Source organism: Pseudomonas sp. LBUM1668, from assembly GCF_059695715.1.
Genome location: NZ_CP166787.1, coordinates 343,513 through 370,409, shown reverse-complemented (window position 1 = coordinate 370,409; position 26,897 = coordinate 343,513). Strand labels below are relative to the sequence as shown.

Genomic DNA, 26,897 nt, shown 5'->3' with positions numbered 1-26,897 from the left:
GCCCCGGTTTACTTCAGGCCTTGGCCGGAAAACATCAGCACTTTGTCACCAGCGTACTGCACGCTGATAAAGCTGTTCTTGTCGCCCCAGGTGCAACTGGACATGCCGAGCGCGCCGGAGCAGTCAGTCGGTTTGCCGAGCAGGGTCTCCACTTCGGTCTTGGCCATGCCGGCCGAGAGCTTCGAGTAATTTTCCTGATTGACCTTGCTGCATGCGGCCAACAGCACGCAAAACGACAGCAGGGCGAGAGATCGCAGCGACATGGTGTAACTCCTGGAACGAAGGGGGGATGGCATGGTGCCAACCAGAAGCTTAGAAGAGAAAACCCTTGTCTGGTTCCCTGCCGGACTGGCTATTTATTGCTCCGCTCGTCTGGCTTTTGCCGATAAATCAGAGACTTTGTAACGCTTCTGAGCACTTCGTCGCATTTCGCAAAAGAAGCCTAATCTTTGACGCGCAGCGGTCGACATAAAAGCAGCGCAAAGCCCTAGAGTGCGGCAAATTGCCACCCTTTCTTGACCAGCCCCTTCGCGGTAGCTCATTCGATGACCAGAAACATGAAATTCAGCCACAAGATCTTGTTGGCTGCCGCCCTCGTGGTGGCCGTTGCGTTCGCCTGTTTCATCTTTTTCAACGACTATCGTCAACGCGAAGCGCTGAGCAGCAGCACCGAGTCGACCATGCAGGAACTCGGCAGCCTGACCACCAGCAACATCCAGACCTGGCTGGAAAGCCGCATTCAATTGCTGCAATCGCTGTCCCAGCAGGTCGCGATCGACGGCAACGCCCCCGCCAGCCTGAAACGCATCATCGGCCTGCCCGCCTACACCGGCAATTTCCAGCTCAGCTACTTCGGCGGTACTGACGGCGTGATGTTCTCGGTGCCCGCCGGCAACCGCGCGCCTGATTACGATCCGCGCGCCCGTGGCTGGTACAAAGCGGCCAACAGCGCGCAGCAGACCATCGTCACCGAACCGTACATTGCCGCCTCGTCGGGCAAACTGGTAATCACCGTTGCCACACCGGTGCAGCGCCAAGGCCAGATGCTCGGCGTGGCCGGTGCCGACATCGACCTGACCAGCGTCAGCGCGATCATCAACTCGCTGAACTTCGGCGGCCACGGCCACGCGTTCATCGTCAGTGCCGATGGCAAAATCCTGATCCACCCGGACAGCAAACTGGTGCTCAAGACCCTCGCCGAGGCTTACCCCAACGGCGCACCGAAAGTCAGCCCGGGCCTGAAAGAAGTAGAGTTCGCCGGCAAGACCCAATTTATCTCCTTCACCCGCGTCAACGGTGTGCCGTCGGCCGACTGGTACGTCGCGCTGGTACTGGACAAAGACACCGCATTCTCGATGCTCAGCGAATTCCGCACCTCGGCGCTGATCGCCATGGTCATTGCCGTGGTGATCATCATCTTCCTGCTCGGCATGCTGATCCGCGTTCTGATGCAGCCGCTGCTGACCATGGGCCGCGCCATGCACGACATCGCCGAAGGTGAAGGCGACCTGACCAAACGTCTGGTCATCCACGGCAACGACGAATTCGGCGCACTGGGCACCTCGTTCAACCGTTTCGTGGAGCGTATCCACACCTCGATCCGCGAAGTGTCTTCGGCCACCGGGCAAGTCAACGAAGTCGCCCTGCGCGTGGTCGCGGCCTCGAATTCGTCGATGTACAACTCCGATCAACAAGCCACTCGCACCAACAGTGTGGCCGCCGCGATCAACCAGCTCGGCGCTGCCGCGCAGGAGATCGCCCAAAACGCCGCCCTCGCCTCGCAGCATTCCAGCGAAGCGCGCAGCCTGGCGGTCGACGGTCAGCAGGTTGTGGATAAAACCATCCACGCGATGCAACAGCTCTCGGCGAAGATCAGCGATTCGTGCGGCAACATAGAAACCCTGAACAGCAACACCGTGAACATCGGCCAGATTCTGGAAGTGATCACCAGCATTTCGCAGCAGACCAACCTGCTGGCACTGAACGCCGCGATCGAAGCCGCGCGTGCCGGTGAAGCCGGTCGTGGTTTCGCCGTGGTCGCTGACGAAGTGCGCAACCTCGCGCACCGCACCCAGGATTCCGCGCAACAAGTGCAGAAGATGATCGAAGAGCTGCAAGTCGGCGCGCGACAGGCGGTCAGCATCATGACCGAGAGCCAGCGCGAGAGCGAAAGCAGCGTCGGTATCGCCAATCAGGCCGGCGAACGCCTGGGCAGCGTGACCCAACGCATCGGCGAGATCGACGGCATGAACCAGTCGGTAGCCACCGCGACTGAAGAGCAGACTGCTGTGGTTGAGTCGATCAACGTTGATATCAACGAGATCAACACGCTGAATCAGGAAGGTGTGGAGAACTTGCAGGCGACGTTACGGGCTTGTTCAGATCTGGAGCAGCAGGCGGCGCGGTTGAAGCAGTTGGTGGGCAGCTTCAGGATCTAAAATGCTGCAACTGACCCTTTCGCGGGCAAGCCCGCTCCCACAGGGATCTTCGGTGTTCACACAATGTGTGCTCCACCCCAAAACACTGTGGGAGCGGGCTTGCCCGCGAAAGCGGCATCAGCCGTTCTGAAAATTTAGAATCTGGATCCCGGCTCGGAAAGAAACTCCAACTCCTCAGCCGTAGACTCCCGCCCCAACACCGCATTGCGATGCGGAAACCTTCCAAACCGTGCAATCACCTTCTGATGCCGCTCGGCATAATCCAGATTGTCGGCAAACACTGCCCGCTCCGCTTCCGGCTGTTCAGCCACAAGCGCCATAAATCGGGAAACCGCTTCGTTCTGCACCGCGAGGTTTTCGCAGTGTTCGAACACCAGATAAATGAACACTCTCTGAATGGGTTTTAACTGCCGATCGAAATCCGCAGCAATGCCTTGCGCGACGAGCTTCTGCGCACGCAGATCGCCGGAGAAAGCTTTGGGAGAGTCGCGAAAGATCATTCGCGGCAGTTGATCGAGCAGCAGCACCACCGCCAGCCAACCTTCGGGACGTTGCGTCCACTCGGTCAATTCGCCAGCCAGGGCCTGATCGACAAAGACCCCGAAACGCGTCTGCGCTTCGAGGTCTTGGCTGTCACGCTTGCCGAACCACAACTTGCCCTTGTCAGCCGATATCTCATCCGGTGATTCGGCATTTCCGAACCACCAATCGAGCAACGGCTGCCAGGGCGCGTTCATGGTTTATTCCTTGTGGTAGGCCGTAGCGCGTGCGACTTCTTCTTTCGAGCCCAGGAACACCGCAACACGCTGGTGCAGGCCGTCCGGCTGAATGTCGAGGATGCGCTGGTGACCGTCGGTGGACGCGCCGCCCGCTTGTTCCACGAGGAACGACATCGGATTGGCTTCGTACATCAGACGCAGTTTGCCAGGCTTGGATGGCTCGCGGCTGTCGCGCGGGTACATGAACAGACCGCCACGGGTCAGGATGCGGTGCACGTCGGCAACCATCGCCGCGACCCAACGCATGTTGTAATTCTTTTTCAGCGGACCTTCTTCACCGGCCAGCAACTCGCCAACATAACGTTGTACCGGGGCTTCCCAGTGACGCTGGTTGGACATGTTGATGGCGAATTCCTGGGTCGATTCAGGAATGGTGATGTCTTCGTGGGTCAGCACGAAGCTGCCCATTTCGCGGTCCAGGGTGAAGCCTTTGACGCCGTGGCCCAAGGTCAGCACCAGCATGGTCTGCGGGCCGTAGATCGCGTAGCCGGCGGCAACTTGCTGAGTACCCGGCTGCAGGAACGCTTTTTCGTTCAGCGGCTCGTTCTGGGTCAGGTATTCGTTCGGGCAACGCAGCACCGAGAAGATCGTGCCGACCGGGGCGTTGATGTCGATGTTCGACGAACCGTCCAACGGGTCGAATACCAACAGGTACGCGCCTTTCGGGTATTTGCCCGGGATCTGGTAGGCATTGTCCATTTCTTCGGACGCCATGCCGGCCAGGTGACCGCCCCATTCGTTGGCTTCGAGCAGGATCTCGTTGGAGATCACGTCGAGTTTCTTCTGCACTTCGCCTTGCACGTTTTCAGTGCCCATGCTGCCCAGAACACCACCCAGGGCGCCTTTGGACACGGCGTGGCTGATTTCTTTACAGGCGCGCGCCACCACTTCGATCAGAAAACGCAGATCGGCAGGAGTGTTGTTGCTACGGGTCTGCTCAATCAAATAGCGACTCAGGGTAACGCGGGACATGGACGGCTCCGGTGGAATGGGGGGCTAAAAACCCGCGCAGTTTACAGGGAGTCTGAAAACGTAGCGAGCGAAGACGCCCGGTAACGTGCGTCGGGGCGCAATTGCTTGTATCAGACGTGAATGGGGGTAGAGAGTTCAGGTCGCGGGTTTAGCGTAGACCGGTTCGAGACCGGTGGTGCGTGACTGACGGCAACAGTTCGAAGATTTTTGCTGGCTGGTAGACCGCTATCGCGAGCAGGCTCACTCCTACAGGGATCGCATTCCATCTGAAGAAATGCGCTCCCTGTAGGAGTGAGCCTGCTCGCGATCGGGTGCGCAGCACCCGCCTTTTTCAGGATTTAGAAGGAGGCTTGCGCAACAAACTGAACGCCATCGCCCCAAGAAACACCACACTCAACAACAACACCGCCCACAAACCGAGCTTCTTCCAATTGGTCTCAGCCACAGCCGCTGTCGTCGCGGTCGATGTCTGGGTAGCAACCGCGTCCCCCTGAACCGTCGCCTTGCCCAACGCCGCCAGTTTCTCCGGTTTGAAATCCGGAATAAGAGTCGTCAACGGCAGATTCGCCGTTTTCACATTCGGATTACCCAACGCCAGACTGTACGGGCCCTCCCCTCGAGCGAGGAAGATCACCTGCGTCGCCCGCACCGCGTATTTCAGGCTCGGCGCCTGCTCGCCCAAACCGCCGCCGCGTTCATCCACCGTCAGCTTCAATTGCTGCACGGTTTGCCCGTACAGCTGCAATTCGTTTTGCACCACATCTTGGGCATTCTGCGTCAGGCGATAGAGCAAACCACTGCTTAACGTCTGCCACGGCAGGCTGCTCTCGCGCCGGCCGGCCAAGGTTACCGGCGCCAGACTGTTCGGTTGTTTCAGCTCAACCTGTACCCGCTCGACATTCAGTCCCATCGGCAACTGCCAGGTGTATTCACCGGGTCTGCTGCTACTGCCCGCCAACGCTTGCGACCAGACCAACGGCAGCGGCACGTTACGTGGGTCGCTGCTTTTCAGCTGCGCCGAGGTCAGGATTGGCGCCGAGTTGGGCGACTCCCAGAGCAGTCGCAGATAACGCGCCGATTGTCCCGGCAAGGCTACGTTCTGCTGCTCGATCCGCTCATCGGAAAAGGTCAGTCGCGCCACCTGCCCCTCGCCCCACGGCTGCCAACGCTGCAAGTCGTCACTGGCCTCGATGCTGAAACGCTGGAAGCCGTCGCGCTCGCTGGTCCAGTCGAGGATCAACTGCTGCAACGGTGCCTTGATTGCACTGGCGTCGAGCAACCAGCCGCGCAGCACTTCCTCACCCGCCTCCAACTGACTGGATGGCTGCACCTCAACCAGCGTGCCGTTGGTGGTGGATTGCACCCGGACGTTGGGGGCGCGCTCCGTGGCGTCCGCGGCGTTATACAGCGGGAACCACTTCACTTCGTGCAACTGGCCGTCGTCGCGGGTTTGCGCCGATTCGCGGGCCAAGGCGTAGGCCTGTGGTTCGCCGGCAGCGTTGAACACGCGCAAGTCGCTGAGATCGGTCTGGCGCGCCTGCAATTGCGCGCTTAGCGGCAACTCCAGGCGATACCACGGGCCATCGCCCGTCACCGACAGCGGCACCTGCGTGGCGAAGTCCGCCGGTTTTTCCTGAGCGCCGGCGACCATCACCACACCCAACGCCAACCACCCCAGATTCAGCATGCGACTCACGATGCAACTCCTTCGGTTTCCGGGGCTGGTTTTCCTGCCTCCGGGTCAGCTTCGACGCGTTTGGGTGGCAGCGGCGCGAAGTAGCCCACCACCAACAGCAACACGCCGACGCCGATAAACGAGACGATCCGGGCGAGGCCGCCACGGTTGCTCAATTCGACAAAAATCAGTTTGGCCACCACCAGCGCAATCAGCGCCGCACCGATCAGCCAGACCTCGCGACGATGACGCAGGTGTCCGCCGATCATCAGCCCCAGCGCCATCAGCGTCCAGACGATGGATAACCCGGCCTGCACCAGCATAGAGGCGAGCAGTTGATCGAGTTCGAATGGAATTCCCGCCCAATGGTGCGCGGCGCGGGTCACCAACGCGGTGCAGAAAGCGAACAGCGAAACCCCGGCGACCAGTTGCGTGGCGTAATCGGCGTAGTCCTGACGGATCGACAGCTGCGAAACCGCACTGCGTGACCAGACATAAACGCCGAACAAGGCGAACAGTAGACCCAGCTCCAGCGGATTGAGCAGCGGCACGTACGGCAAGGGTTCGGCGTTGCCATCGCTGACCCCGTTGGCCAGCCAGAACCACGCAAGCATCAACACTGCCAAAGGCGCGGCGGCATACAGACGGTATTCGCGGGCGAACGCCGCCACCGGCCACGGCCAGTTTCGCGGCGCTGCCGCCAGCAACAGATACAGGCTCGGCAGAAGCGCCCAACCCAACCAGCGCCAGGCGTTGTATTGCTCGGACAACAGGAGCAAGCCGTAGCGCAATTCCAGCGCGAGCACGCCGATCAGCAGCCAGCAACCGAGCATATGGGCGGTGCTCGAGGCGCGTGCCGGCAGCATTGGCGCCAAACGGCGCAAGCTGAAGAAGTGCACAGCGAACACCAATGTCCACGCCACCCAGCCGAAGTCTGCCGCCGGGTGATAACGCGAGTGCCACGCCGCCAGCAATACCAAGCCTGCCGCTGGAATCAGCAGCGTGCAAAGCAAGGCCAGCGCCGGCCACTTCAAGCGCAGCGACAGCAGCGTCCACAACAGAACACTCAACGCCGCCACCAACAGCAACAACGTCCCTTGCAGATTCACCGGTGCAAAACGCAGCACCTCACTGACCCACGCCAACGCCCACCAACCAGCGCCCCACACCAGCAAGACTTCGGACAAGCGCTGCAAACTCAGTGCATCAAACGCCGAAGCGTGATTGCCCAGTTGCAGGCGCCAGGCACCGATCATCGCCGCCAGCCCCAGCACCAGCGGCGTCCAGAATCCGCCATGGGCCAGCGGTTTCAGACCCTCGTCGGACAGCGGCCCGAGGAGCTCGGGGCCGGCCAGCAAAAACGCCGCGCCACCGATCACTTGCAACAGCAGTCCGAAGACAAAACTCACGCGCTGCTTGAGGTACAGGCTCAGCCAGATAATCAGCAAACCGCTGGCGGCCCACACCGCACTCGCCGTTTGCCACGGCAGGACAAACAACACCGCCAGATTGATCAGCACCAGACCGGCCAGCAACACCACCGACAAACCGCGCAACAGGCGTACGTCGCCGCGCACCATTTCGTCCCGAGCGGCCAAAAGCATCCCGGCGATCAGCGCCAGGCCAATCAACGACGCACTGAGCAGACCGCTCCAACCGGCGCTGAAGACTGCCGCCGAATCTTCGCCAGCGCCTTGCAGCCGCAGCAGGAACAACGCACCACCGAGCAGTTGCACGCCGAACGCGGTGAACAGGAACGTGCGCGATTGCAGACGCAGACCTACAAACAAGGTCGCCAAACCGGCCAGCGCCCAACTGATCGCCGTGCCTTGAATGAAGAAGAACAACGGCGCCAACAGATAAAGGAACGTCAGGCCCAGGCATGCCAATACCGGCAGCCCCTGGCGTTCCCAAGGCGAAGCCTGTTCCGGCGTGGCTTTGCGCAGTTGATAGAAGCTGAACAGCAGCGCAGCGCCAAGCATCAGCGCGCCCAGTGGAGCACCATCGAGCAGGCTGCTTTCGCTGACATTCAATTGGCTGAGAAACGCCAGCGCTGAACCGAATTGCAGCAACAACGCAAAGGCCCGGGCGAATGGTCGATGCTGACGCAAACCCAGCCAGAAAATCCCCGCACCTTCCACCGCCCATGCCGCCGACGTCCAGCGTGCATCCAGGCCCAACGGAATCGCCAGACTGGCGAAAATCACCCCCAGCGCCAGACAGGTTTCGCCCAGCAGCACCGCGCGCCCGCTCATCAACATCTTGGCCAGGCCCATGTAAATCATGCCCAGCACCAGCGCACTGAATGCGGCGGCGAACTCCAGATGCTGGACCAGCGCGAACTGCAAACCGAAGCCCACGATTGGCGGGCCGAACAGCATCGTCCCGTCAACGTAATCGCCCTTGCGCGCCGACCAGTGCAGCAACGCCTCGCGATCACCGTCCGCAGGAGCGTCGGGCATATCGAGCAATTTACGTCGGGCAAACAGCAGGCCGATGCCTAGGTACATCAGGAAGAACAGAATCAGGAATGGCTCGGTGCTCCACAGCAGTTCCGGCGCGTACGAGCGCAAGCCCCAGGCGAAACCGATACCGAAGGTGCCGACGAAGCCGATCAGGTTGAGCAAGCGCCAGGCCTTGAACCAAGCGATGGCGAGAATGCCGGCATTGAGCAATGCGAAATAACTGAACAGCGCGACATGGTTACCGGCGCCGGTCGAGGTCAGGATCGGTGCGGCGAAACCGCCCAGCGCGGCCGCTGCGGCCAGACCTAGCGCATCTTGCGTAATGGCCAGAATCGCCGAGAACACCGTCACGGCCACCAGCAAACCCAGCGCGGCGGACGGATCAAGCAGCGGATGCAAACGCATCGCCGCAAACACCGTCAGGTACAGCACCGCAATCCCGGTGCCTTGCAGCATCAACGCATAATTGCTGTTGCGCTGACGTAGCCACCAGCCCAGCGCCAACAGCCCCAACGCCGCTGCCGCGACCCCGGCGTAACGCAATTCGATTGGCACCACCATGCCTTCGGTGGCGTAACGCAGCAGAAACGCCAGACCGAAGAACAACAGCACCACGCCGACACGCAGTACGGTGTTGCCGCCGAACAACCAGTTGCGTGCAGCGCTGATGCCACGCTCGATAAGGTTCGGGCCTCGGGGTTCGGCGGGTTGTTGTGGTTCGGGGGTGACGGCGTCCAGACGCCAGACATCGTCCGGCAATGGTTGACTGGTTTCGCTGGCGACGGCGGAAATTGGCTCAAGTTCGGGCGGTAGTTCCCAGACCAGTTCGGACGTAGGGGCCTCTGCGACGACGTCAACAGGCTCACTGACCGGTTCAACGCTTGGCGTTGCCGCCGCATGAGATGTCGAGCCTTCCAGCAGAAACAGACGCTGGGCGACGCCTTGCAAGGCCTCCCTCACCTGTTCAAGTTGGTGCTGTTGCTCCGCCATCTGCGAGCCAAGCCGCGCGATGCGGATCGTCTGACCGATCGCCAGCCCCAGCAGCGCACCCAACAGCGCATCACTGAGCGACTCGTCGAGCAGCCAGCCGAGCACCAGCCCGATCAACATGAACATCCATTGCATGGTCGATATCCCTAAGCGCGAAGGCCAATCCGGGAAGATTAGCGCAGCCTGATCGAAAAAGATCGCAGCCTGCGGCAGCTCCTACAGGTTATGTAAACCCCTGTAGGAGCTGCCGAGGCTGCGATCTTTTCCGGCGCGCAGTATATCGAGCCGAGCGGAAAGTTACTCCAGGGCCTTCCAGATATCCGTGGCGTATTCGCGGATCGTCCGGTCGGACGAGAACCAGCCCATCCGCGATGTATTCAACACCGCCGAACGCCACCAGTTATCAGCGTCATGCCAATGCGCTTCGACGCGTTTCTGTGCTTCCCAGTAGGAGTCGAAGTCGGCGCAGACCAGGAAGCGGTCGTAGTCCACCAGCGAATCGATCAGCCCGGTATAGCGTGAAGTGTCATCCGGCGAGAACACGCCGCTGCGGATCGCTTGCAACACATCGTTGAGGCGATGGGACTCCGCAATGTCCGGCGCAGCGCTGAACTCGTGGTTCTGTTTGCGCGCTTCGACCTGCTGGGCGCTGAGGCCAAAGATGAACATGTGCTCGGCGCCAATACGCTCGCACATCTCCACATTGGCGCCATCGAGGGTGCCGATGGTCAACGCACCGTTGAGGCCGAACTTCATGTTACTGGTGCCCGACGCCTCGAAACCGGCAGTGGAAATCTGCTCCGAAAGGTCCGCCGCCGGAATAATGCTCTCCGCGAGGCTGACGTTGTAGTTGGGCAAAAACACCACTTTCAACAGTCCACGCACGGTCGGATCGTTGTTCACCACCCGGGCGATGTCGTTGGTCAGCTTGATGATCAACTTGGCCTGGTGATAACTCGCCGCAGCCTTGCCGGCGAAAATCTTCACGCGCGGCACCCAGTCGATTTCCGGCTCTGCGCGAATGGCCTGATACAGCGCCACGGTGTGCAACAGGTTGAGCAACTGGCGTTTGTATTCGTGGATCCGCTTGACCTGCACGTCGAACATCGCCGCCGGGTTCACTGCGATCCCCAGCCGTTCATGAATCAGATAAGCCAGCGCTTTTTTGCTGTGCAGACGTTGTTCGGCAAAAGCTTTGCGGAACGCGGGTTTCTCGGCGAATGGCTCCAGATCCAGCAGGCGTTCTTCAGGGTTATCGAGCAGATCCGGGCCGAGGGCATCAACCAGCATCGAGGTCAGCTCGGAGTTGGCCTGGTACAGCCAGCGGCGGAAGGTGATGCCGTTGGTTTTGTTGTTGATCCGCTCCGGGTAAAGCTTGTGCAACTCGGAGAACACGGTTTTGCGCATCAGTTGCGTGTGCAACCCGGACACGCCGTTGACGCTGTGCGAACCGAGGAACGCAAGGTTACCCATGCGCACCCGACGACCGTTGTCCTCTTCGATCAGCGACACCGCGCGCAGCACGTCGAAGTCGTGAATGCCCTTGGCGCGCAGCGAATCGATGTGCTGGGCGTTGATCAGGTAAATGATCTGCATGTGCCGTGGCAGCATGCGTTCCATCAAACCGACCGGCCAGGTTTCCAGCGCTTCGGGCAGCAACGTGTGGTTGGTGTACGACAGCGTATCGACCGTCACTTGCCACGCCGCATCCCATGCCACGTCGTAGACGTCGACCAATTGGCGCATCAGTTCGGCGACGGCAATCGAGGGGTGCGTGTCGTTGAGCTGGATGGCGGCGTGATCGCCCAGGGTCAGCACCGAGGTGTGCATGTTGCGATGGCGACGCAGCAAATCCTGCAGCGAGGCGGCGACAAAGAAGTATTCCTGACGCAGGCGCAGTTCCTGCCCGGCCTCGGTACTGTCCGCCGGATAGAGCACGCGGGAAATGCTTTCGGCACGAGCCACTTCGGCGACGGCGCCCAGGTGGTCACCCGCGTTGAAACGCTCCAGGTGCAGATCTTCCATCGCCCGCGCACGCCACAGGCGCAAGGTATTGACGCTCGCCCCACGCCAGCCGACTACCGGTGTGTCGTAGGCAATTGCGCGGACGGTCTCGGCGGGTGACCAGACTTGCCTGGATTGGCCGCTGGCGTCGGTGACGGTTTCCACACTGCCACCGAAGCCGATGGGGTAGACGACTTCCGGACGCTCGAACTCCCACGGGTTGCCGAAGTCCAGCCAGTGCTCGGTCTGCTCCTGCTGCCAGCCATCGACGATGGCCTGGCGGAACAAACCGTGTTCATAACGAATACCGTAACCGTGGCCAGCAATGCCGAGGGTCGACATGCTTTCCATGAAGCACGCCGCCAGTCTGCCGAGGCCACCGTTGCCGAGCGCCGCGTCGGGCTCCAGCAGGCGAATGCGCTCCAGATCGACACCGAGTTCGGTCAGGGCTTCACGCGCCACATCGAGCAGGCCGAGGTTGCTCAGGCTGTCGTAGAGCAAACGGCCGATGAGGAATTCCAGCGAGAGGTAATACACCCGCTTCTGACCTTTGCGGTAGATCTGCCGGGTGTGGTCCATCCAGTGCTCGACCATGTGATCACGCGCTGCCAACGCAATGGCTTCGAACCAGTCATGGTCGAAGGCGTGATCAGGGTCTTTGCCCACCGCGTAGGTGAGTTTGGTCAAGACGGCGTCGCGGAATGCGGCCACCTCTGCTTCGCGAACTAGTGGTTCTTGAGTCATCGATACGACCTCGGGCGAGCGGGGAATTGTCTGAGCCTAGACGGTCTGACCGACGGCGGCGGCTCTGGTTCGGCAGTATTTCCGGAGACGGTGAGATGCCCCGGCATTACCTTGGCGAATGAGCTAATGAATGCAGGGGCCGTGCCGAATTGTTCGGCAAAATGCCTGCACGCAGAAAAAATCTGGCGAAAGGTTGTTCAAAAATCCACCAGTCCCGGTATGATCGCGCGCCCTGATGCACACGCCTGGTAACTCCCGATGATGAAGCCCAACCTGATTGCCGCCGCCGAGATCGATCGTCTCGATACGTGGGCCAAATATACGGCCCCGATGTGTGGCTCTTGTATCTCCAGCTGCTGCACGCTGCCGGTCGAGGTCAAGATCAAGGATCTGGTGCGCATCGGCGTGGTCGACGAGTTCGAACTGGGCGATCCGCCGAAGAACATCGCCAAGCGTTTGCAAAAGGAAGGCCTGGTCGAGCGCTTCAATCAGAAGTCGGGCATCTTCACCCTCCAGCGCATGAGCAACAACGATTGCTACTACCTGGATCGTAAGAGCCGCCTGTGCACCATTTATGACAAGCGCCCGGACACTTGCCGCAATCACCCGAAAATCGGCCCACGGCCGGGGTATTGCGCGTACAAGCCGAAGGAAGTGGTGCGCGAGCAGAATTTTCGGGCGATCGAGAAGTTCTAAAAATCAAAAGATCGCAGCCTGCGGCAGCTCCTACAGGGAAATGCGTTCCAATGTAGGAGCTGCCGCAGGTTGCGATCTTTTTTGCTTTTTACACTCCAGACAAACAAAAACGCCCCCGGTCTCTCGACCGGGGGCGTTTTCATTCAGCCTGAACTAATTACTTAGATCTTGGCTTTCTTGGCAGCGCGGGTACGCTCGCTTTCGTCCAGGATCTTCTTGCGAAGACGGATGGACTTAGGAGTAACTTCGCACAGCTCGTCTTCCTGGATGTATTCCAGAGCCTGTTCCAGAGTGAACTTCACTGGTGGAACCAGAGCGATGGTTTCGTCTTTACCCGAAGCACGCATGTTGTCGAGCTTCTTGCCTTTGGTTGGGTTGATACCCAGGTCGTTGTCGCGGCTGTTCTGGCCGACGATTTGACCGGTGTAGATCTCCTGACCGTGTTCAACGAACAGCTTGCCACGCGCCTGCAGAGTTTCCAGGGAGTAGGTCAGAGCCTTACCGGTTTCAACCGAAACCAGAACGCCGTTCTGACGGCCGGACATGTGGCCCGACTTGACGGTGTCGTAGCGATCGAAGATCGAGGTCAGGATGCCAGCACCGTTGGTCAGGGTCAGGAACTGGTTACGGAAACCAATCAGACCACGAGCAGGGATGTTGTATTCCAGACGCACACGGCCTTTGCCATCCGGCACCATGTTGCTCAGGTCGCCCTTACGCAGGCCCATCTCTTCCATCACTTTGCCCTGAGCTTCTTCAGGGATGTCGATGGTCACGTTTTCGAACGGCTCTTGCTTGACGCCGTCTACTTCACGAATGATCACTTCAGGACGGCCCAGGGCCAGTTCGAAGCCTTCGCGACGCATGGTTTCGATCAGTACCGAGAGGTGCAGCTCACCACGGCCGGAAACCTTGAACTTGTCAGCGGTGTCGCCTTCTTCAACGCGCAGAGCAACGTTGTACAGCAGCTCTTTGTCCAGACGGTCCTTGATGTTACGGGACGTCACGAACTTGCCTTCTTTACCGCAGAATGGCGAGTCGTTTACCTGGAAGGTCATCGAAACGGTTGGCTCGTCAACGGTCAGAGGCTTCATCGCCTCGACAGTGTCCGGGTGGCATAGGGTGTCGGAGATGAACAGCGAGTCCATACCGCTGACGCAAACGATGTCGCCTGCGAAAGCTTCTTCAACGTCGATACGGTGCAGACCGTGGTGACCCATCAGCTTCAGGATACGACCGTTACGCTTCTTGCCGTCGGCACCGATAGCAACAACCGGAGTGTTCGGCTTGACGCTACCACGAGCGATACGGCCAACGCCGATAACACCCAGGAAGCTGTTGTAGTCCAGTGCCGAGATTTGCATCTGGAACGGACCTTCACGGTCGACCTTAGGAGCCGGAACGTGATCGACAACCGCTTGGTACAGCGGGGTCATGTCTTCAGCCATGTCGGTGTGATCCAGACCGGCAATGCCGTTCAGGGCCGAGGCGTAAACAACCTGGAAGTCCAGTTGTTCTTCGGTAGCACCGAGGTTGTCGAACAGGTCGAAGATCTGGTCCAGAACCCAGTCCGGACGCGCGCCTGGACGGTCAACCTTGTTGATGACCACGATCGGACGCAGGCCGGCTTCGAAAGCCTTCTTGGTCACGAAACGGGTTTGCGGCATAGGGCCGTCTTGAGCGTCAACCAGCAGCAGAACGGAGTCAACCATCGACATTACACGTTCAACTTCGCCGCCGAAGTCGGCGTGGCCAGGGGTGTCCACGATGTTGATGTGGTAGCCGTTCCAGTTGATGGCGGTGTTTTTCGCCAGAATGGTAATACCGCGCTCTTTTTCCTGGTCGTTGGAGTCCATCACGCGCTCGTCGTTGAGCTCGTTGCGCTCCAGAGTGCCGGATTGACGCAGGAGTTTGTCTACCAGGGTGGTTTTACCATGGTCAACGTGGGCAATGATGGCGATGTTGCGTAGATTTTCGATCACTTGTGTATCTCGATCAGAGGATTCGGTTTGCTGACAAGTCTTGGCAGCGATTAGCAGTAGTGTCCGGCATGGCCGTTACAGCTTGACGGCGGTGTCGGGGGGCCGGTGACGCAGGCCACAGGCAAACAGCCCCGGGCACTTAGCTCGGTCGATAAACGCGCACATTGGCATGCCCCTCACTGAGCAAATGGTGGGCATGCAGGCGACTCATCACGCCTTTGTCGCAATACAGCAGGTACTGGCGAGTAGGGTCCAGTTCCTTGAAACGTGCGTTCACTGCATAGAACGGCATCGTCTGTACCTCTATGCCGGCAAGCTCCAGCGGTTCGTCTTCAGCGGCATCCGGGTGACGGATGTCGATGACGATCTGACCGGCCAGTGCTTCGCCGACTTCTTCAATTTGCAAATCCTGGCCCAATTCATCGATCACTCGATCAATGGCGACCAGTTTGGCGTTGGCGAGCGCACGCTCGAGCACCGCCATGTCGAATTCTTTCTCTTCGTGTTCAACGCGGCCACGCTTGGCGGCGGTCTTCGGATTGACCGAGATGACCCCGCAGTACTCCGGCATGTGCCGGGCAAAATCGGCAGTGCCGATTTCGTTGGCCGTGTCGATGATGTCCTGTTTGTGCGCGACGATCAGCGGGCGCAGGACCAGCTTGTCGGTCACGCAGTCGATCACCGACAGGTTCGGCAGCGTCTGGCTCGATACCTGGGAGATCGCTTCGCCGGTAACCAGCGCATCGATGCTCAGGCGGTCGGCGATGACAGAGGACGCGCGCAACATCATACGCTTCAATACGACGCCCATATGACTGTTATCGACTTTGCCGAGAATTTCGCCCAACACTTCTTCGAACGGCACACTGACAAATAGCACGCGTTGCGAGCTGCCGTACTTCTTCCAGATGAAGTGCGCGACTTCCATCACGCCCAATTCGTGGGCACGACCGCCCAGATTGAAGAAGCAGAAGTGCGCCATCAGGCCGCGGCGCATGATCTGGTAGGCCGCAACGGTGGAGTCAAAGCCGCCGGACATCAATACCAGCGTCTGCTCCAAAGCGCCGAGCGGGTAACCGCCGATGCCGTTGTGCTGGCTGTGAATGACAAACAACCGTTTGTCGCGAACTTCGATACGGACTTCGATTTCCGGCTTTTTCAGGTCGATTCCGGCGGCGCCGCACTCACGACGCAACTTGCTGCCGACGTATTTTTCGACGTCCATCGAGCTGAACGCGTGCTTGCCCGCACGCTTGCAGCGCACCGAGAAAATCTTCCCGGCCAAGGCCGCGCCGTAGTGTTCCTTGCACTTTTCGGTGATGTCGTCGAAGTCGCCCAGCGGGTACTCGTCGATCTGCAAAAAGTGCGCGATGCCCGGCATGCACATCAGGCGTTCGCCCATCTCTTTCAGGGCTTTGGCGTCGGTAACGCGGGTTTCCAGCTCGAGGTTGTCCCACACACCGTTCACCACCACAGCCGGGTCCAGATCGCGGAGCACGGCGCGGATGTTTTTGGCCAACTGGCGGATAAATTTCGTCCGGACAGGTCGACTCTTGATGGTGATCTCGGGGAAGACTTTTACGATTAGTTTCATGAAAACAGCGCGCGCAGGGCCAGCCGAAAAAGGGGGGCGCGGATTATAGCGGAAATTGCTCAAGGTTTAACCAGTTAATATGCAGAAGGTTTCGAACGCACCAAAACGGGTCATTTTGAGATTAAGACGCTACATTAGAGGGCGATAATTTCTGCATCAGGGCGCTTTGCACTTTAATAAGCGTGAATTTGGGGCAAAAAACCCATGCTGGGGCACTGGCATGCAATTTGCTCCCTTGTGAGGCAGGTTGCCTTGGCAGAGTATTCGCGCCGGCATCACCACTATTAAGGGCATCCACTACCCGCCCTAATTCACCCGGAGGACACTATGTCGAAGTCGGTTCAACTCATCAAAGATCATGACGTCAAGTGGATTGATCTGCGCTTCACGGACACCAAAGGCACTCAGCACCACGTGACCATGCCGGCTCGCGATGCGCTGGAAGACGACTTCTTCGAAGTCGGCAAGATGTTCGACGGTTCCTCCATCGCTGGCTGGAAAGGCATCGAAGCCTCCGACATGATCCTGCTGCCGGACGACGAAACTGCCGTGCTCGACCCGTTCACCGAAGACGCCACCCTGATCCTGGTGTGCGACATCATCGAACCGTCGACCATGCAAGGTTACGATCGCGACCCGCGCGCCATTGCTCACCGCGCCGAGGAATACCTGAAGACCACCGGTATCGGTGACACCGTCTTCGCCGGCCCAGAGCCAGAATTCTTCATCTTCGACGAAGTGAAATTCAAGTCGGACATCTCCGGCTCGATGTTCAAGATCTACTCCGAACAAGGTTCGTGGATGTCCGACCAGGACATCGAAGGCGGCAACAAGGGTCACCGTCCAGGCGTCAAAGGCGGCTACTTCCCGGTTCCGCCGTTCGACCACGACCACGAAATCCGTACTGCCATGTGCAACGCACTGGAAGAAATGGGCCAGACCGTTGAAGTTCACCACCACGAAGTGGCGACTGCCGGTCAGAACGAAATCGGTGTCAAGTTCAACACCCTGGTGAAGAAAGCTGACGAAGTTCAGACTCTGAAATACGTTGTACACAACGTTGCCGACGCTTACGGCCGCACCGCTACCTTCATGCCGAAGCCGCTGTACGGCGACAACGGTTCGGGTATGCACGTACACATGTCCATCTCCAAAGATGGCAAGAACACCTTCGCTGGCGAAGGCTATGCCGGCCTGTCCGAAACCGCTCTGTACTTCATCGGCGGTATCATCAAGCACGGTAAGGCACTGAACGGCTTCACCAACCCGGCCACCAACTCCTACAAGCGTCTGGTGCCAGGCTTCGAAGCGCCGGTAATGCTGGCCTACTCGGCTCGCAACCGTTCCGCCTCGATCCGTATTCCTTACGTCAACAGCCCTAAAGGCCGTCGTATCGAAGCACGTTTCCCGGACCCGGCTGCCAACCCGTACCTGGCTTTCGCAGCACTGCTGATGGCCGGCCTGGACGGTATCCAGAACAAGATCCACCCAGGCGATGCTGCCGACAAAAACCTGTACGACCTGCCGCCTGAAGAGGCGAAAGAGATCCCACAAGTTTGCGGCAGCCTGAAAGAAGCCCTGGAAGAGCTGGACAAGGGCCGTGCGTTCCTGACCAAGGGCGGCGTGTTCTCCGACGACTTCATCGACGCTTACATCGCGCTGAAATCCGAAGAAGAAATCAAGGTCCGCACCTTCGTACACCCACTGGAATATGAGCTGTACTACAGCTGCTGATCCGGTAGCGCCGCGCTACGCGGCGTGACAAAAAGAGGCCTCCTTCGGGAGGCCTTTTTTATTGCGCGGATTTTATGACTGATGAAGAACCTGTAGGAGTGAGCCTGCTCGCGATAGCGGTGGGTCGTTAAGAATTATGGTGGCTGACACTACGCGATCGCGAGCAGGCTCACTCCTACAGTGAATTGTGGCGTACAAATAATTCCCGGATGTGTACCGGGTTAGGCTTACCGCCGACCCTGGCCTATGCTGCAAGCCAATCTCATTGTTGATCGGTCGATTCCATGGGTCGTGGTTTTCTATTCCTGCTGCTGGCAATCGCTCTGCCCGCCCACGCGCAGATCTACAAATACACCGATGCCAACGGCCACACGGTGTACAGCGATCACTCGCCGGACGGCGTCGACGCGCAGCCGGTGGAGTTGCCGCCGCTCAACCGTGTCGAATCGCAAACGCCGAGCACGCCGCCACCCGTCGAGACGGACAATCCCCAGCCTGAGCCCAATGCGTATGAAGTGCTGGAACTGACCGGCCTGCCCACTGAAGAAGCCCTGCGCGCCAACAACGGCACCTTCACCGTCAATGTGCTGATCAAGCCGCGCCTGCAAACGCCGCATCAATTAAGGCTGGTTTTGGACGACGAGCCTTACGGGCAGCCGAGCAACGTGCCGATCCTGCAACTGGTGAATATCGATCGCGGCGAACATCGTCTGGCGGTGCAGGTGATCGATGGCGAAACGATCGTCCAACAGAGCCCGCCAGTAGTCTTCACCGCGCAACGGGTGCACAAGCCATGATCCGCGCATGGCTGATCGCCGTGCTGGCCATGACGGCACTGCACGCCTCGGCCGAGGTGTTCACTTATATCGACGCGCAAGGCAATCGTGTCTACACCGATCAACCACGCGGCAACGCCAAGCGTGTGCCGCTGGCCACCAGCAATCGCATGCCGGCTAACCCAACGGCTACTGCGCCGATGACCACCGCGAAAAAATCCCCGGAACAACCACCGTTTCATTACGACATGCTGCGCGTTCTGGTGCCCGAGCCTGACGCGACCATTCGCAGCAGTGCCGGTGAGCTGATTGTCAGCATCACCAGTGAACCTCGCCTGCAAAAGGGCCATTTTTATCGCTTGCTGCTGGACGGCAAGGCCACGGGCGAGCCCGGCGTCAGTCCGGTTTTTCCGTTGAGCAATATCGACCGTGGCAGCCATAGCCTCTCGGTGGAAATCCTTGATGCTCAGGGCCGCACCGTCGAGCGCACCGCCAACCAACCCTTCCACATGCTGCGCATCTCGCTCGCGCAGAAACGCCAGGTCAAGCCCTGCACCACAGAGGACTACGGCGTACGCCCCGAGTGTCCGCTGAAAGACAAACCCGAAGAGCCGAAAAATCCTTTCCTGCGTTTCTTCTAACGCCATTTAGCTTTGCGCACTATATTGGTGCAATAGGTTGCACCGTACTCACATTCCATCCCATTTTGGTTCGAAACTTCCCGATCAAGCTGGCAGAACGCCACGCAAACGAGCGTCAAACGCCCGTTTCAGGGGTTGAACGCTTCTTTTCGGAGCCTTGGTTTGGTTTTTGCATTTTCCATCTACACACGCTTGTTTCTTGCGCACGCTCCGCCCCCAAAAGAGGCCTTGATGACTATTAGCGACGCAATCCCACGCTTGCTGCTCGACAACCTGACCACTGCCACAATCTTGCTTGATGCCGAATTGCGCCTCGAGTACATGAACCCGGCAGCGGAGATGCTGCTGGCCATCAGCGGTCAGCGCAGCCATGGGCAGTTCATCAGTGAGCTGTTCACCGAGTCTGCCGAGGCGCTCAATTCGTTGCGCCAGGCCGTGGAACAGGCGCACCCGTTCACCAAGCGCGAAGCCATGCTCACCGCCCTCACCGGTCAGACATTGACGGTGGATTACGCGGTGACGCCGATCCTCAGCAACGGCGCGACCCTGCTCCTGCTAGAGGTCCACCCGCGTGACCGCCTGCTGCGGATCACCAAGGAAGAGGCGCAGCTGTCGAAGCAGGAAACCAGCAAGATGCTGGTCCGCGGCCTCGCCCACGAGATCAAGAACCCGCTCGGCGGCATCCGTGGCGCCGCGCAATTGCTGGCCCGCGAGCTGCCGGAAGAAAGTCTGCGCGATTACACCAACGTGATCATTGAAGAGGCCGATCGCCTGCGCAATCTGGTAGACCGCATGCTGGGTTCAAACAAGCTGCCGTCGCTGGCGATGTGCAACGTTCACGAAGTACTAGAGCGCGTCTGCCATCTGGTCGAAGCCGAAAGCCAGGGCTGCATCACGCTGGTGCGCGATTACGACCCAAGCATTCCCGACGTGCTGATCGACCGCGAGCAAATGATCCAGGCCGTGCTGAATATCGTGCGCAATGCGATGCAGGCGATAAGCAGTCAGAACGAGCTGCGTCTGGGCCGCATCAGCTTGCGTACCCGGACCATGCGCCAGTTCACCATCGGCCACGTCCGCCATCGCCTGGTGACCAAGATCGAGATCATCGACAACGGCCCGGGCATTCCTGCGGAACTGCAGGAAACCATTTTCTTTCCCATGGTCAGCGGCCGCCCGGACGGTACCGGGCTGGGCCTGGCCATCACCCAGAACATCATCAGCCAGCACCAGGGCCTGATCGAATGTGACAGCCATCCAGGCCACACCACGTTCTCGATCTTTCTGCCACTGGAACAAGGAGCCACATCGACATGAGCCGTAGTGAAACCGTGTGGATCGTCGATGACGACCGTTCTATCCGTTGGGTTCTGGAAAAGGCCCTGCAGCAGGAAGGCATGACCACCCAGAGCTTCGACAGCGCCGATGGCGTGATGAGTCGCCTGGCCCGTCAACAGCCGGACGTGATCATCTCCGACATCCGCATGCCGGGTGCCAGCGGTCTGGACCTGTTGGCGCGGATTCGTGAGCAGCACCCACGGCTGCCGGTCATCATCATGACCGCTCACTCCGATCTGGACAGCGCTGTTGCCTCCTATCAGGGCGGTGCGTTCGAGTACCTGCCAAAGCCGTTTGACGTTGATGAGGCTGTCTCGCTGGTCAAGCGCGCCAATCAGCATGCGCAAGAACAGCAAGGCCTGCAGGTCGTGCCAGCGCTGACCCGCACCCCGGAAATCATCGGCGAAGCGCCGGCGATGCAGGAAGTGTTTCGCGCCATCGGCCGCTTGAGTCACTCCAACATCACCGTGCTGATCAACGGCGAATCGGGTACCGGTAAAGAACTGGTGGCCCACGCCCTGCACCGTCACAGCCCGCGTGCGGCCTCGCCGTTCATTGCACTGAACATGGCGGCGATCCCCAAGGATCTGATGGAATCCGAGCTGTTCGGCCACGAGAAAGGCGCTTTCACTGGCGCGGCCAACCTGCGTCGCGGGCGATTTGAGCAGGCCGATGGCGGCACGCTGTTCCTCGATGAAATCGGCGACATGCCAGCCGATACTCAAACCCGTTTGCTACGGGTTCTGGCCGATGGCGAGTTCTATCGCGTTGGCGGTCATGTGCCGGTCAAGGTTGACGTGCGGATCATCGCCGCGACTCACCAGAATCTGGAAACCCTGGTGCACGCCGGGAAATTCCGTGAGGACTTGTTCCACCGCCTCAACGTGATCCGTATCCACATTCCGCGCCTGTCGGATCGTCGCGAAGACATCCCGACGCTGGCCCGACACTTCCTCAGCCGCGCTGCGCAGGAACTGGCGGTGGAGCCGAAGTTGCTGAAAAGCGAGACTGAGGAATATCTGAAGAACCTGCCGTGGGGCGGCAACGTGCGTCAGCTGGAGAACACCTGCCGCTGGATCACGGTCATGGCGTCCGGGCGCGAAGTGCACATCAGCGACTTGCCGCCAGAGTTGCTCAACCTGCCGCAGGATTCGGCGCCAGTGACCAACTGGGAGCAAGCGCTGCGCCAGTGGGCCGATCAGGCGTTGGCGCGTGGCCAGTCGAGCCTGCTCGACAGCGCGGTGCCGGCGTTCGAGCGGATCATGATCGAGACGGCGCTGAAGCACACCGCCGGGCGCCGACGTGATGCCGCGGTGCTGTTGGGCTGGGGGCGAAATACCCTGACGCGCAAGATCAAGGAATTGGGGATGAAGGTCGATGGTGGGGATGATGATGAGGGGGATGAGGGTTAATCAGCCTTTGGGTCTTCGCTGACAGAGACATCCAATCGCGAGCAGGCTCACTCCTACAGTTGACTGTGTGGGGTTCACAATCATGTGAACACCTCAAATCTCTGTAGGAGTGAGCCTGCTGGCGATGCTTTTTGAGTCTACATGCACCGCATCAATGCACGATGACCCGCAACCGGGCACGGCAGGCGTTTCAAAATCCCGTCTGAACTAACCGAAAGTCCAGCGTCAAAACCCTTCAAACCTCCGGAAAACGGGGGTTTTGTATATCCGTAGATATTTCCTGTTTCAAAATGCGAAAACCTGGCACGTCCCCTGCAATACCTCTCACAGGTGATTCGTTTCACCACCCGTTTCGGGGACCTTGGTACAGGCAGGCCGGGGATTCCCCTCTTTACATCGGGCTCACACCGCAACGCGGCGAGCTCACCCTTTTGGGATCCTTGGTACAGGCAGGCCGGGGGTTCCCTCTTTACACCGGACTGACGCTTTGAGCGAAGTCCAGCCTTTTGGGAACCCTGATACAGGCAGGTCAGGGATTCCCGCTTTTATTACTCGCGCAGATGGATCTGCAGCCGCCAGCGGTCATCGACCTCGCTGCCGGCCCAATCTCCCTGCAGCGGCCGCGCCGCCAGCACCGTCAGCAACAATCCGCCGTCACTCATTCGCGTACGCCAATTCACATCCTTGCCATTGAGCTTGAACTGGCCTTTCTGCGCCCGCCCATCCGCCTGAAACAACAGCGCCACCGTGCCGTCGATGATCTCGCCGTGCAGTTTCGGTTCGTTGTTGAACCACACCACCAGCCCACCGTCGATCACCTCGACCTGCTGCAAAACGGTTGGATCCGGCGTGGTCAGGCGACCGATCATCAAACCGATCATCAAACCGACAATCGCCAGCGAACCGATCACCCGCGGGAATAGTTTCGAACGCGAGTCCGCTTGCGGCGTAGAATGCGCGTCATCTTTACCTTCGGAGCCGTGCATGTTTCACGTCATCCTTTTTCAACCAGAAATTCCGCCGAATACCGGCAACGTTATCAGGCTGTGCGCCAACAGCGGCTGCCACCTGCATTTGATCGAACCGCTGGGCTTCGAGATGGACGACAAGCGCCTGCGCCGGGCCGGTCTCGACTACCACGAATACGCCACGCTGCAACGCCACGCCGACCTCGCCAGTTGCCTGGAAAGTTTAGGCAATCCACGCCTGTTCGCGTTCACCACCAAGGGTTCGCGGCCGTTTCATGATGCCGCGTTCGTCCCGGGCGATGCGTTCATCTTCGGCCCGGAAAGCCGAGGCTTGCCACCAGAAGTGCTCGACGCCCTGCCGGCCGAACAGCGCCTGCGCCTGCCGATGCGTGAAGGCTGCCGCAGCCTGAACCTGTCCAACACCGTGGCAGTGGCCGTGTACGAAGCGTGGCGGCAGAACGACTTTAAATAACACCGCAGCGGATCTATCAATCCTCTGTAGAAGCTGCCGAAGGCTGCGATCTTTTGATCTTGTTTTTCGGGGATCAAGATCAAAAGATCGCAGCCTTCGGCAGCTCCTACACGAAGGTTTCGTTTGCCCCATGAAAAAAGCGCCGTTTGAAGGCGCTTTTTTCATGGGGCGTTACTCACCGTTTACTGAACGGTTGGCGTCTCGCCGCTTTCCTGCATGCGCTGCAGCTCTTGCGCGTACAGGGCGTCGAAGTTCACCGGAGCCAGCATCAGCGCCGGGAACGAACCGCGGGTTACCAGGCTGTCCAGGGTTTCGCGAGCGTACGGGAAGAGGATGTTCGGGCAGAACGCACCCAGGGTGTGGCTCATCGAAGCCGCGTCCAGGTTCTTGATCAGGAAGATACCGGCCTGTTGCACTTCAGCGATGAAGGCGACTTCTTCACCGTTTTTCACGGTAACGGACAGGGTCAGTACGACTTCGTAGAAATCACCTTCCAGTTCTTTCTGACGGGTGTTCAGATCCAGACCGACCGCCGGGTCCCACTGCTGGCGAAAGATCGCCGGGCTTTTCGGGGCTTCGAAGGACAGGTCGCGTACGTAGATGCGCTGCAAGGAGAATTGCGGTGCGGTTTCTTCTTCGCTGGCTGCAGTGTTCTGTTGGTCAGTCATCTCAGATCCTTTCTGATCTTGGGTCTTTTAGGGAGTGCTGTACGTGGGTGCAGCCGTTCAGGCCTTGAGCAACGCGTCGAGCTTGCCGGCGCGTTCCAGGGCGAATAAATCGTCACAGCCGCCGATGTGCTTGCTGCCGATCCAGATCTGCGGCACAGACGTGCGTCCGGCTTTCTGGGCCATTTCGGCACGCACCTGCGGCTTGCCATCGACCTTGATCTCTTTGAAGGCCACGCCTTTGTTCTCGAGCAGGTACTTGGCTCGCGAGCAGTAAGGGCAGTAATCGCTGGAGTAGACGATGACTTCGCTCATATCACTTCACCAGCGGCAGGTTGTCGCCTTTCCAGCTGGAGATCCCGCCGGACAGCTTGGCGGCGGTGAAGCCGGATTTCATCAGTTCGCGGGCGTGGGTGCCGGCGGTCTGGCCCAGGGCATCGACCAGAATGATGGTCTTGGCCTTGTGCTTTTCCAGCTCGGCGACGCGTGCGGCCAGTTTGTCCTGGGGAATATTCACCGCACCAACGATGTGGCCGGCAGCGAAATCCTTGGCTGTACGAATGTCTACCACTACGCCTGCATCTTTGTTGACCAGCGCGGTCAGCTCACCGGTGCTCAGGCTTTTACCGCCGCCCTGCATCGTGTGCGCCAGCAGCAGAGCCAGCAGTACGACGAAGATACCGACAAGAATGTAGTGGTTAGTGGCAAATTCAATCAGGTGAGCAACCATCGAAGGAGGTTCCAGGGCGTTAAAATGTCGGCCAGTATACACAGCCACTATGGTGGGCCAAACCCCGTCCGGCGGTGACGCGGTCGGAACTTCGCTTTAAACTCCAACTCCCTTTTCCATCGCCCTCTTCTTTATCAGCCACGAGTGGATTCCATGACTACCACGCCTAAACCTTTGGTCCTGATCATTCTCGACGGCTTCGGTCACAGCGACAGCCCCGAATCCAATGCCGTTTTTGCGGCGAAGAAGCCTGTGCTGGATCGCCTGACGGCCAACCAGCCGAACGGCTTGATCTCGGGCAGCGGCATGGACGTCGGTCTGCCGGACGGCCAGATGGGCAACTCCGAAGTCGGCCACATGAACCTAGGCGCCGGTCGTGTGGTGTATCAGGACTTCACCCGCGTGACCAAATCGATCCGCGACGGCGAGTTTTTCGAGAACCCGACCATCTGCGCCGCTGTAGATAAAGCCGTGGCTGCCGGCAAAGCCGTGCACTTCATGGGCCTGCTGTCGGAGGGCGGCGTGCACAGCCATCAGGATCACCTGATTGCCATGGCCGAACTGGCCTTCAAGCGCGGCGCCGAAAAAATCTACCTGCACGCTTTTCTCGACGGCCGCGACACGCCACCAAAAAGCGCCGCTTCGTCGATCGAACTGCTCGATGCGACGTTCCAGGCACTCGGCAAGGGCCGCATCGCCAGCATCGTCGGCCGTTACTTCGCCATGGACCGTGACAACCGCTGGGATCGCGTGGCCCAGGCGTACAACCTGATCGTCGACGGCAACGGCGAATTCAACGCTGCCACCGCTCAGGAAGGCCTGGACGCCGCTTATGCTCGTGGCGAGAGCGACGAATTCGTCAAAGCCACCACCATTGGTGAGCCGGTCAAAGTCGAAGACGGTGACGCAGTGGTGTTCATGAACTTCCGCGCCGACCGCGCCCGCGAGCTGACTCGCGTGTTCGTCGAAGACGATTTCAAGGACTTCGAGCGCGCGCGTCAGCCAAAACTGGCCGGTTTCGTCATGCTGACCCAGTACGCCGCGAGTATTCCTGCGCCGTCGGCGTTCGCTGCGGGCAGCCTGGAAAACGTGCTGGGCGACTATCTGGCGAAAAACGGCAAAACCCAGCTGCGCATCGCTGAAACCGAGAAATACGCCCACGTCACCTTCTTCTTCTCCGGCGGCCGTGAAGAACCGTTCCCGGGCGAAGAACGCATCCTGATCCCGTCGCCGAAAGTCGCCACTTACGACTTGCAGCCGGAAATGAGCGCGCCGGAAGTGACCGACCGTATTGTCGAAGCCATTGAAAACCAGCGCTACGACGTGATCGTGGTCAACTACGCCAACGGCGACATGGTCGGCCACAGCGGCGTGTTTGACGCGGCAGTGAAAGCGGTTGAATGCCTGGACACTTGCGTCGGGCGCATCGTCGAAGCACTGGACAAGGTGGGTGGCGAAGCGCTGATCACCGCTGACCACGGCAACGTTGAAAAAATGGCCGATGAAGAAACCCACCAGGCGCACACCGCACACACCACCGAGCCGGTGCCGTTCATTTATGTGGGCAAGCGCGATCTCAAGGTCCGTGAAGGCGGCGTACTGGCGGATGTGGCGCCGACCATGCTCAAGCTGCTGGGTCTGGAAAAACCGGCGGAAATGACCGGGACTTCGATTCTGGTCTGACCCGGATCGCCAAAACACCGCAAAACCCTGTGGGAGCTGGCTTGCCAGCGATAGCAATCTGACAGCCAACAGCTATGTTGAATGTTCAGACGCCATCGCTGGCAAGCCAGCTCCCACATTGGTCTAGGGTGGTTTCAAA

Annotated in this window: 21 protein-coding genes and 1 pseudogene; 10 read left to right on the top strand and 12 right to left on the bottom strand. The window is 59.5% G+C overall.

What is annotated here, in order from left to right:
* Positions 1 to 8: 8 nt before the first annotated feature.
* On the bottom strand, positions 9 to 263 hold the full coding sequence (locus ACA061_RS01665) for an outer membrane protein assembly factor BamE (RefSeq protein WP_150604007.1): 255 nt from the start codon (positions 261 to 263) through the stop codon (positions 9 to 11).
* A 282-nt stretch (positions 264 to 545) separates the two neighbouring features.
* Here ACA061_RS01665 and ACA061_RS01660 point away from each other — a divergent pair.
* Positions 546 to 1,580: pseudogene (locus ACA061_RS01660) on the top strand (cache domain-containing sensor histidine kinase); the annotation flags it as partial.
* 93 nt (positions 1,581 to 1,673) lie between these two features.
* A complete protein-coding gene (locus tag ACA061_RS01655) occupies positions 1,674 to 2,438 on the top strand; it encodes a methyl-accepting chemotaxis protein (protein ID WP_411959663.1) in 765 nt (254 codons plus the stop codon).
* Positions 2,439 to 2,572: 134 nt separating this feature from the next.
* On the opposite strand, the gene ACA061_RS01650 is transcribed toward ACA061_RS01655, so the two are convergent.
* The 5 genes from ACA061_RS01650 to ACA061_RS01630 all read right to left on the bottom strand — a co-directional run bounded on the left by ACA061_RS01650 (position 2,573) and on the right by ACA061_RS01630 (position 12,067).
* Positions 2,573 to 3,175, bottom strand: coding sequence for a DUF924 family protein (locus ACA061_RS01650; RefSeq protein ID WP_497300448.1), 603 nt, complete (start codon positions 3,173 to 3,175; stop codon positions 2,573 to 2,575).
* Positions 3,176 to 3,178: 3 nt separating this feature from the next.
* Complete coding sequence (locus ACA061_RS01645) at positions 3,179 to 4,189, bottom strand: class 1 fructose-bisphosphatase (RefSeq protein WP_042557219.1); 1,011 nt, start codon at positions 4,187 to 4,189, stop codon at positions 3,179 to 3,181.
* 331 nt (positions 4,190 to 4,520) lie between these two features.
* Positions 4,521 to 5,885 (bottom strand): DUF3999 domain-containing protein, encoded by a 1,365-nt coding sequence (locus tag ACA061_RS01640; protein ID WP_150617464.1) that lies wholly within the window; start codon positions 5,883 to 5,885, stop codon positions 4,521 to 4,523.
* A complete protein-coding gene (locus tag ACA061_RS01635) occupies positions 5,882 to 9,454 on the bottom strand; it encodes a DUF2339 domain-containing protein (RefSeq protein WP_497300447.1) in 3,573 nt (1,190 codons plus the stop codon). The genes ACA061_RS01640 and ACA061_RS01635 overlap by 4 nt, the downstream gene beginning before the upstream one ends.
* 162 nt (positions 9,455 to 9,616) lie before the next feature.
* On the bottom strand, positions 9,617 to 12,067 hold the full coding sequence (locus ACA061_RS01630) for a glycogen/starch/alpha-glucan phosphorylase (protein ID WP_210554345.1): 2,451 nt from the start codon (positions 12,065 to 12,067) through the stop codon (positions 9,617 to 9,619).
* Positions 12,068 to 12,325: 258 nt separating this feature from the next.
* On the opposite strand from ACA061_RS01630, the gene ACA061_RS01625 reads away from it, so the two are divergent.
* Positions 12,326 to 12,763, top strand: coding sequence for a YkgJ family cysteine cluster protein (locus ACA061_RS01625; protein WP_042557215.1), 438 nt, complete (start codon positions 12,326 to 12,328; stop codon positions 12,761 to 12,763).
* Between the two features lie 161 nt (positions 12,764 to 12,924).
* On the opposite strand, the gene typA is transcribed toward ACA061_RS01625, so the two are convergent.
* Positions 12,925 to 14,745: a translational GTPase TypA gene (gene typA / locus ACA061_RS01620; protein ID WP_042557214.1), complete on the bottom strand. Its 1,821-nt coding sequence runs from the start codon at positions 14,743 to 14,745 to the stop codon at positions 12,925 to 12,927.
* A 139-nt stretch (positions 14,746 to 14,884) separates the two neighbouring features.
* Positions 14,885 to 16,339, bottom strand: a complete 1,455-nt coding sequence (gene thiI / locus ACA061_RS01615) for a tRNA uracil 4-sulfurtransferase ThiI (RefSeq protein ID WP_150617461.1) — start codon at positions 16,337 to 16,339, stop codon at positions 14,885 to 14,887.
* A 327-nt stretch (positions 16,340 to 16,666) separates the two neighbouring features.
* Here thiI and glnA point away from each other — a divergent pair, with 327 nt between their 5' ends.
* The 5 genes from glnA (at position 16,667) to ntrC (ending at position 22,240) form a co-directional block, all read left to right on the top strand.
* The gene (glnA, locus tag ACA061_RS01610; RefSeq protein WP_150604017.1) at positions 16,667 to 18,073 is read left to right on the top strand and encodes a glutamate--ammonia ligase; all 1,407 of its coding nucleotides are present in this window, start codon (positions 16,667 to 16,669) and stop codon (positions 18,071 to 18,073) included.
* A gap of 284 nt (positions 18,074 to 18,357) precedes the next feature.
* On the top strand, positions 18,358 to 18,870 hold the full coding sequence (locus ACA061_RS01605; protein ID WP_497300446.1) for a DUF4124 domain-containing protein: 513 nt from the start codon (positions 18,358 to 18,360) through the stop codon (positions 18,868 to 18,870).
* The gene (locus tag ACA061_RS01600) at positions 18,867 to 19,490 is read left to right on the top strand and encodes a DUF4124 domain-containing protein (RefSeq protein ID WP_210554348.1); all 624 of its coding nucleotides are present in this window, start codon (positions 18,867 to 18,869) and stop codon (positions 19,488 to 19,490) included. The genes ACA061_RS01605 and ACA061_RS01600 overlap by 4 nt, the downstream gene beginning before the upstream one ends.
* 231 nt (positions 19,491 to 19,721) lie before the next feature.
* Positions 19,722 to 20,807, top strand: coding sequence for a nitrogen regulation protein NR(II) (glnL, locus tag ACA061_RS01595; protein WP_150604020.1), 1,086 nt, complete (start codon positions 19,722 to 19,724; stop codon positions 20,805 to 20,807).
* Positions 20,804 to 22,240: a nitrogen regulation protein NR(I) gene (ntrC, locus tag ACA061_RS01590; protein ID WP_150604021.1), complete on the top strand. Its 1,437-nt coding sequence runs from the start codon at positions 20,804 to 20,806 to the stop codon at positions 22,238 to 22,240. The genes glnL and ntrC overlap by 4 nt, the downstream gene beginning before the upstream one ends.
* Positions 22,241 to 22,788: 548 nt before the next feature.
* Here the strand turns inward: ntrC and ACA061_RS01585 are convergent.
* Positions 22,789 to 23,226, bottom strand: coding sequence for a hypothetical protein (locus tag ACA061_RS01585; protein WP_150604022.1), 438 nt, complete (start codon positions 23,224 to 23,226; stop codon positions 22,789 to 22,791).
* Here ACA061_RS01585 and ACA061_RS01580 point away from each other — a divergent pair.
* Positions 23,225 to 23,680, top strand: coding sequence for a tRNA (cytidine(34)-2'-O)-methyltransferase (locus ACA061_RS01580; RefSeq protein ID WP_003220777.1), 456 nt, complete (start codon positions 23,225 to 23,227; stop codon positions 23,678 to 23,680). The genes ACA061_RS01585 and ACA061_RS01580 overlap by 2 nt on opposite strands.
* 182 nt (positions 23,681 to 23,862) lie before the next feature.
* Here ACA061_RS01580 and secB read toward each other — a convergent pair whose 3' ends face one another.
* From secB to ACA061_RS01565, 3 genes are read right to left on the bottom strand one after another with little or no spacing between them, the layout of a single operon-like run.
* The gene (gene secB / locus ACA061_RS01575; RefSeq protein WP_042557206.1) at positions 23,863 to 24,348 is read right to left on the bottom strand and encodes a protein-export chaperone SecB; all 486 of its coding nucleotides are present in this window, start codon (positions 24,346 to 24,348) and stop codon (positions 23,863 to 23,865) included.
* A 57-nt stretch (positions 24,349 to 24,405) separates the two neighbouring features.
* The gene (gene grxC, locus ACA061_RS01570) at positions 24,406 to 24,660 is read right to left on the bottom strand and encodes a glutaredoxin 3 (RefSeq protein WP_007909231.1); all 255 of its coding nucleotides are present in this window, start codon (positions 24,658 to 24,660) and stop codon (positions 24,406 to 24,408) included.
* Between the two features lies 1 nt (position 24,661).
* Positions 24,662 to 25,075 carry a rhodanese-like domain-containing protein gene (locus ACA061_RS01565; protein ID WP_042557204.1) on the bottom strand — a complete coding sequence of 138 codons (414 nt, stop codon included), beginning with the start codon at positions 25,073 to 25,075 and terminating at the stop codon, positions 24,662 to 24,664.
* A gap of 153 nt (positions 25,076 to 25,228) precedes the next feature.
* On the opposite strand from ACA061_RS01565, the gene gpmI reads away from it, so the two are divergent.
* Entirely contained in the window at positions 25,229 to 26,758 is a 1,530-nt protein-coding gene (gpmI, locus tag ACA061_RS01560; protein ID WP_150617458.1) for a 2,3-bisphosphoglycerate-independent phosphoglycerate mutase, read from the top strand.
* Positions 26,759 to 26,897 lie beyond the last annotated feature (139 nt).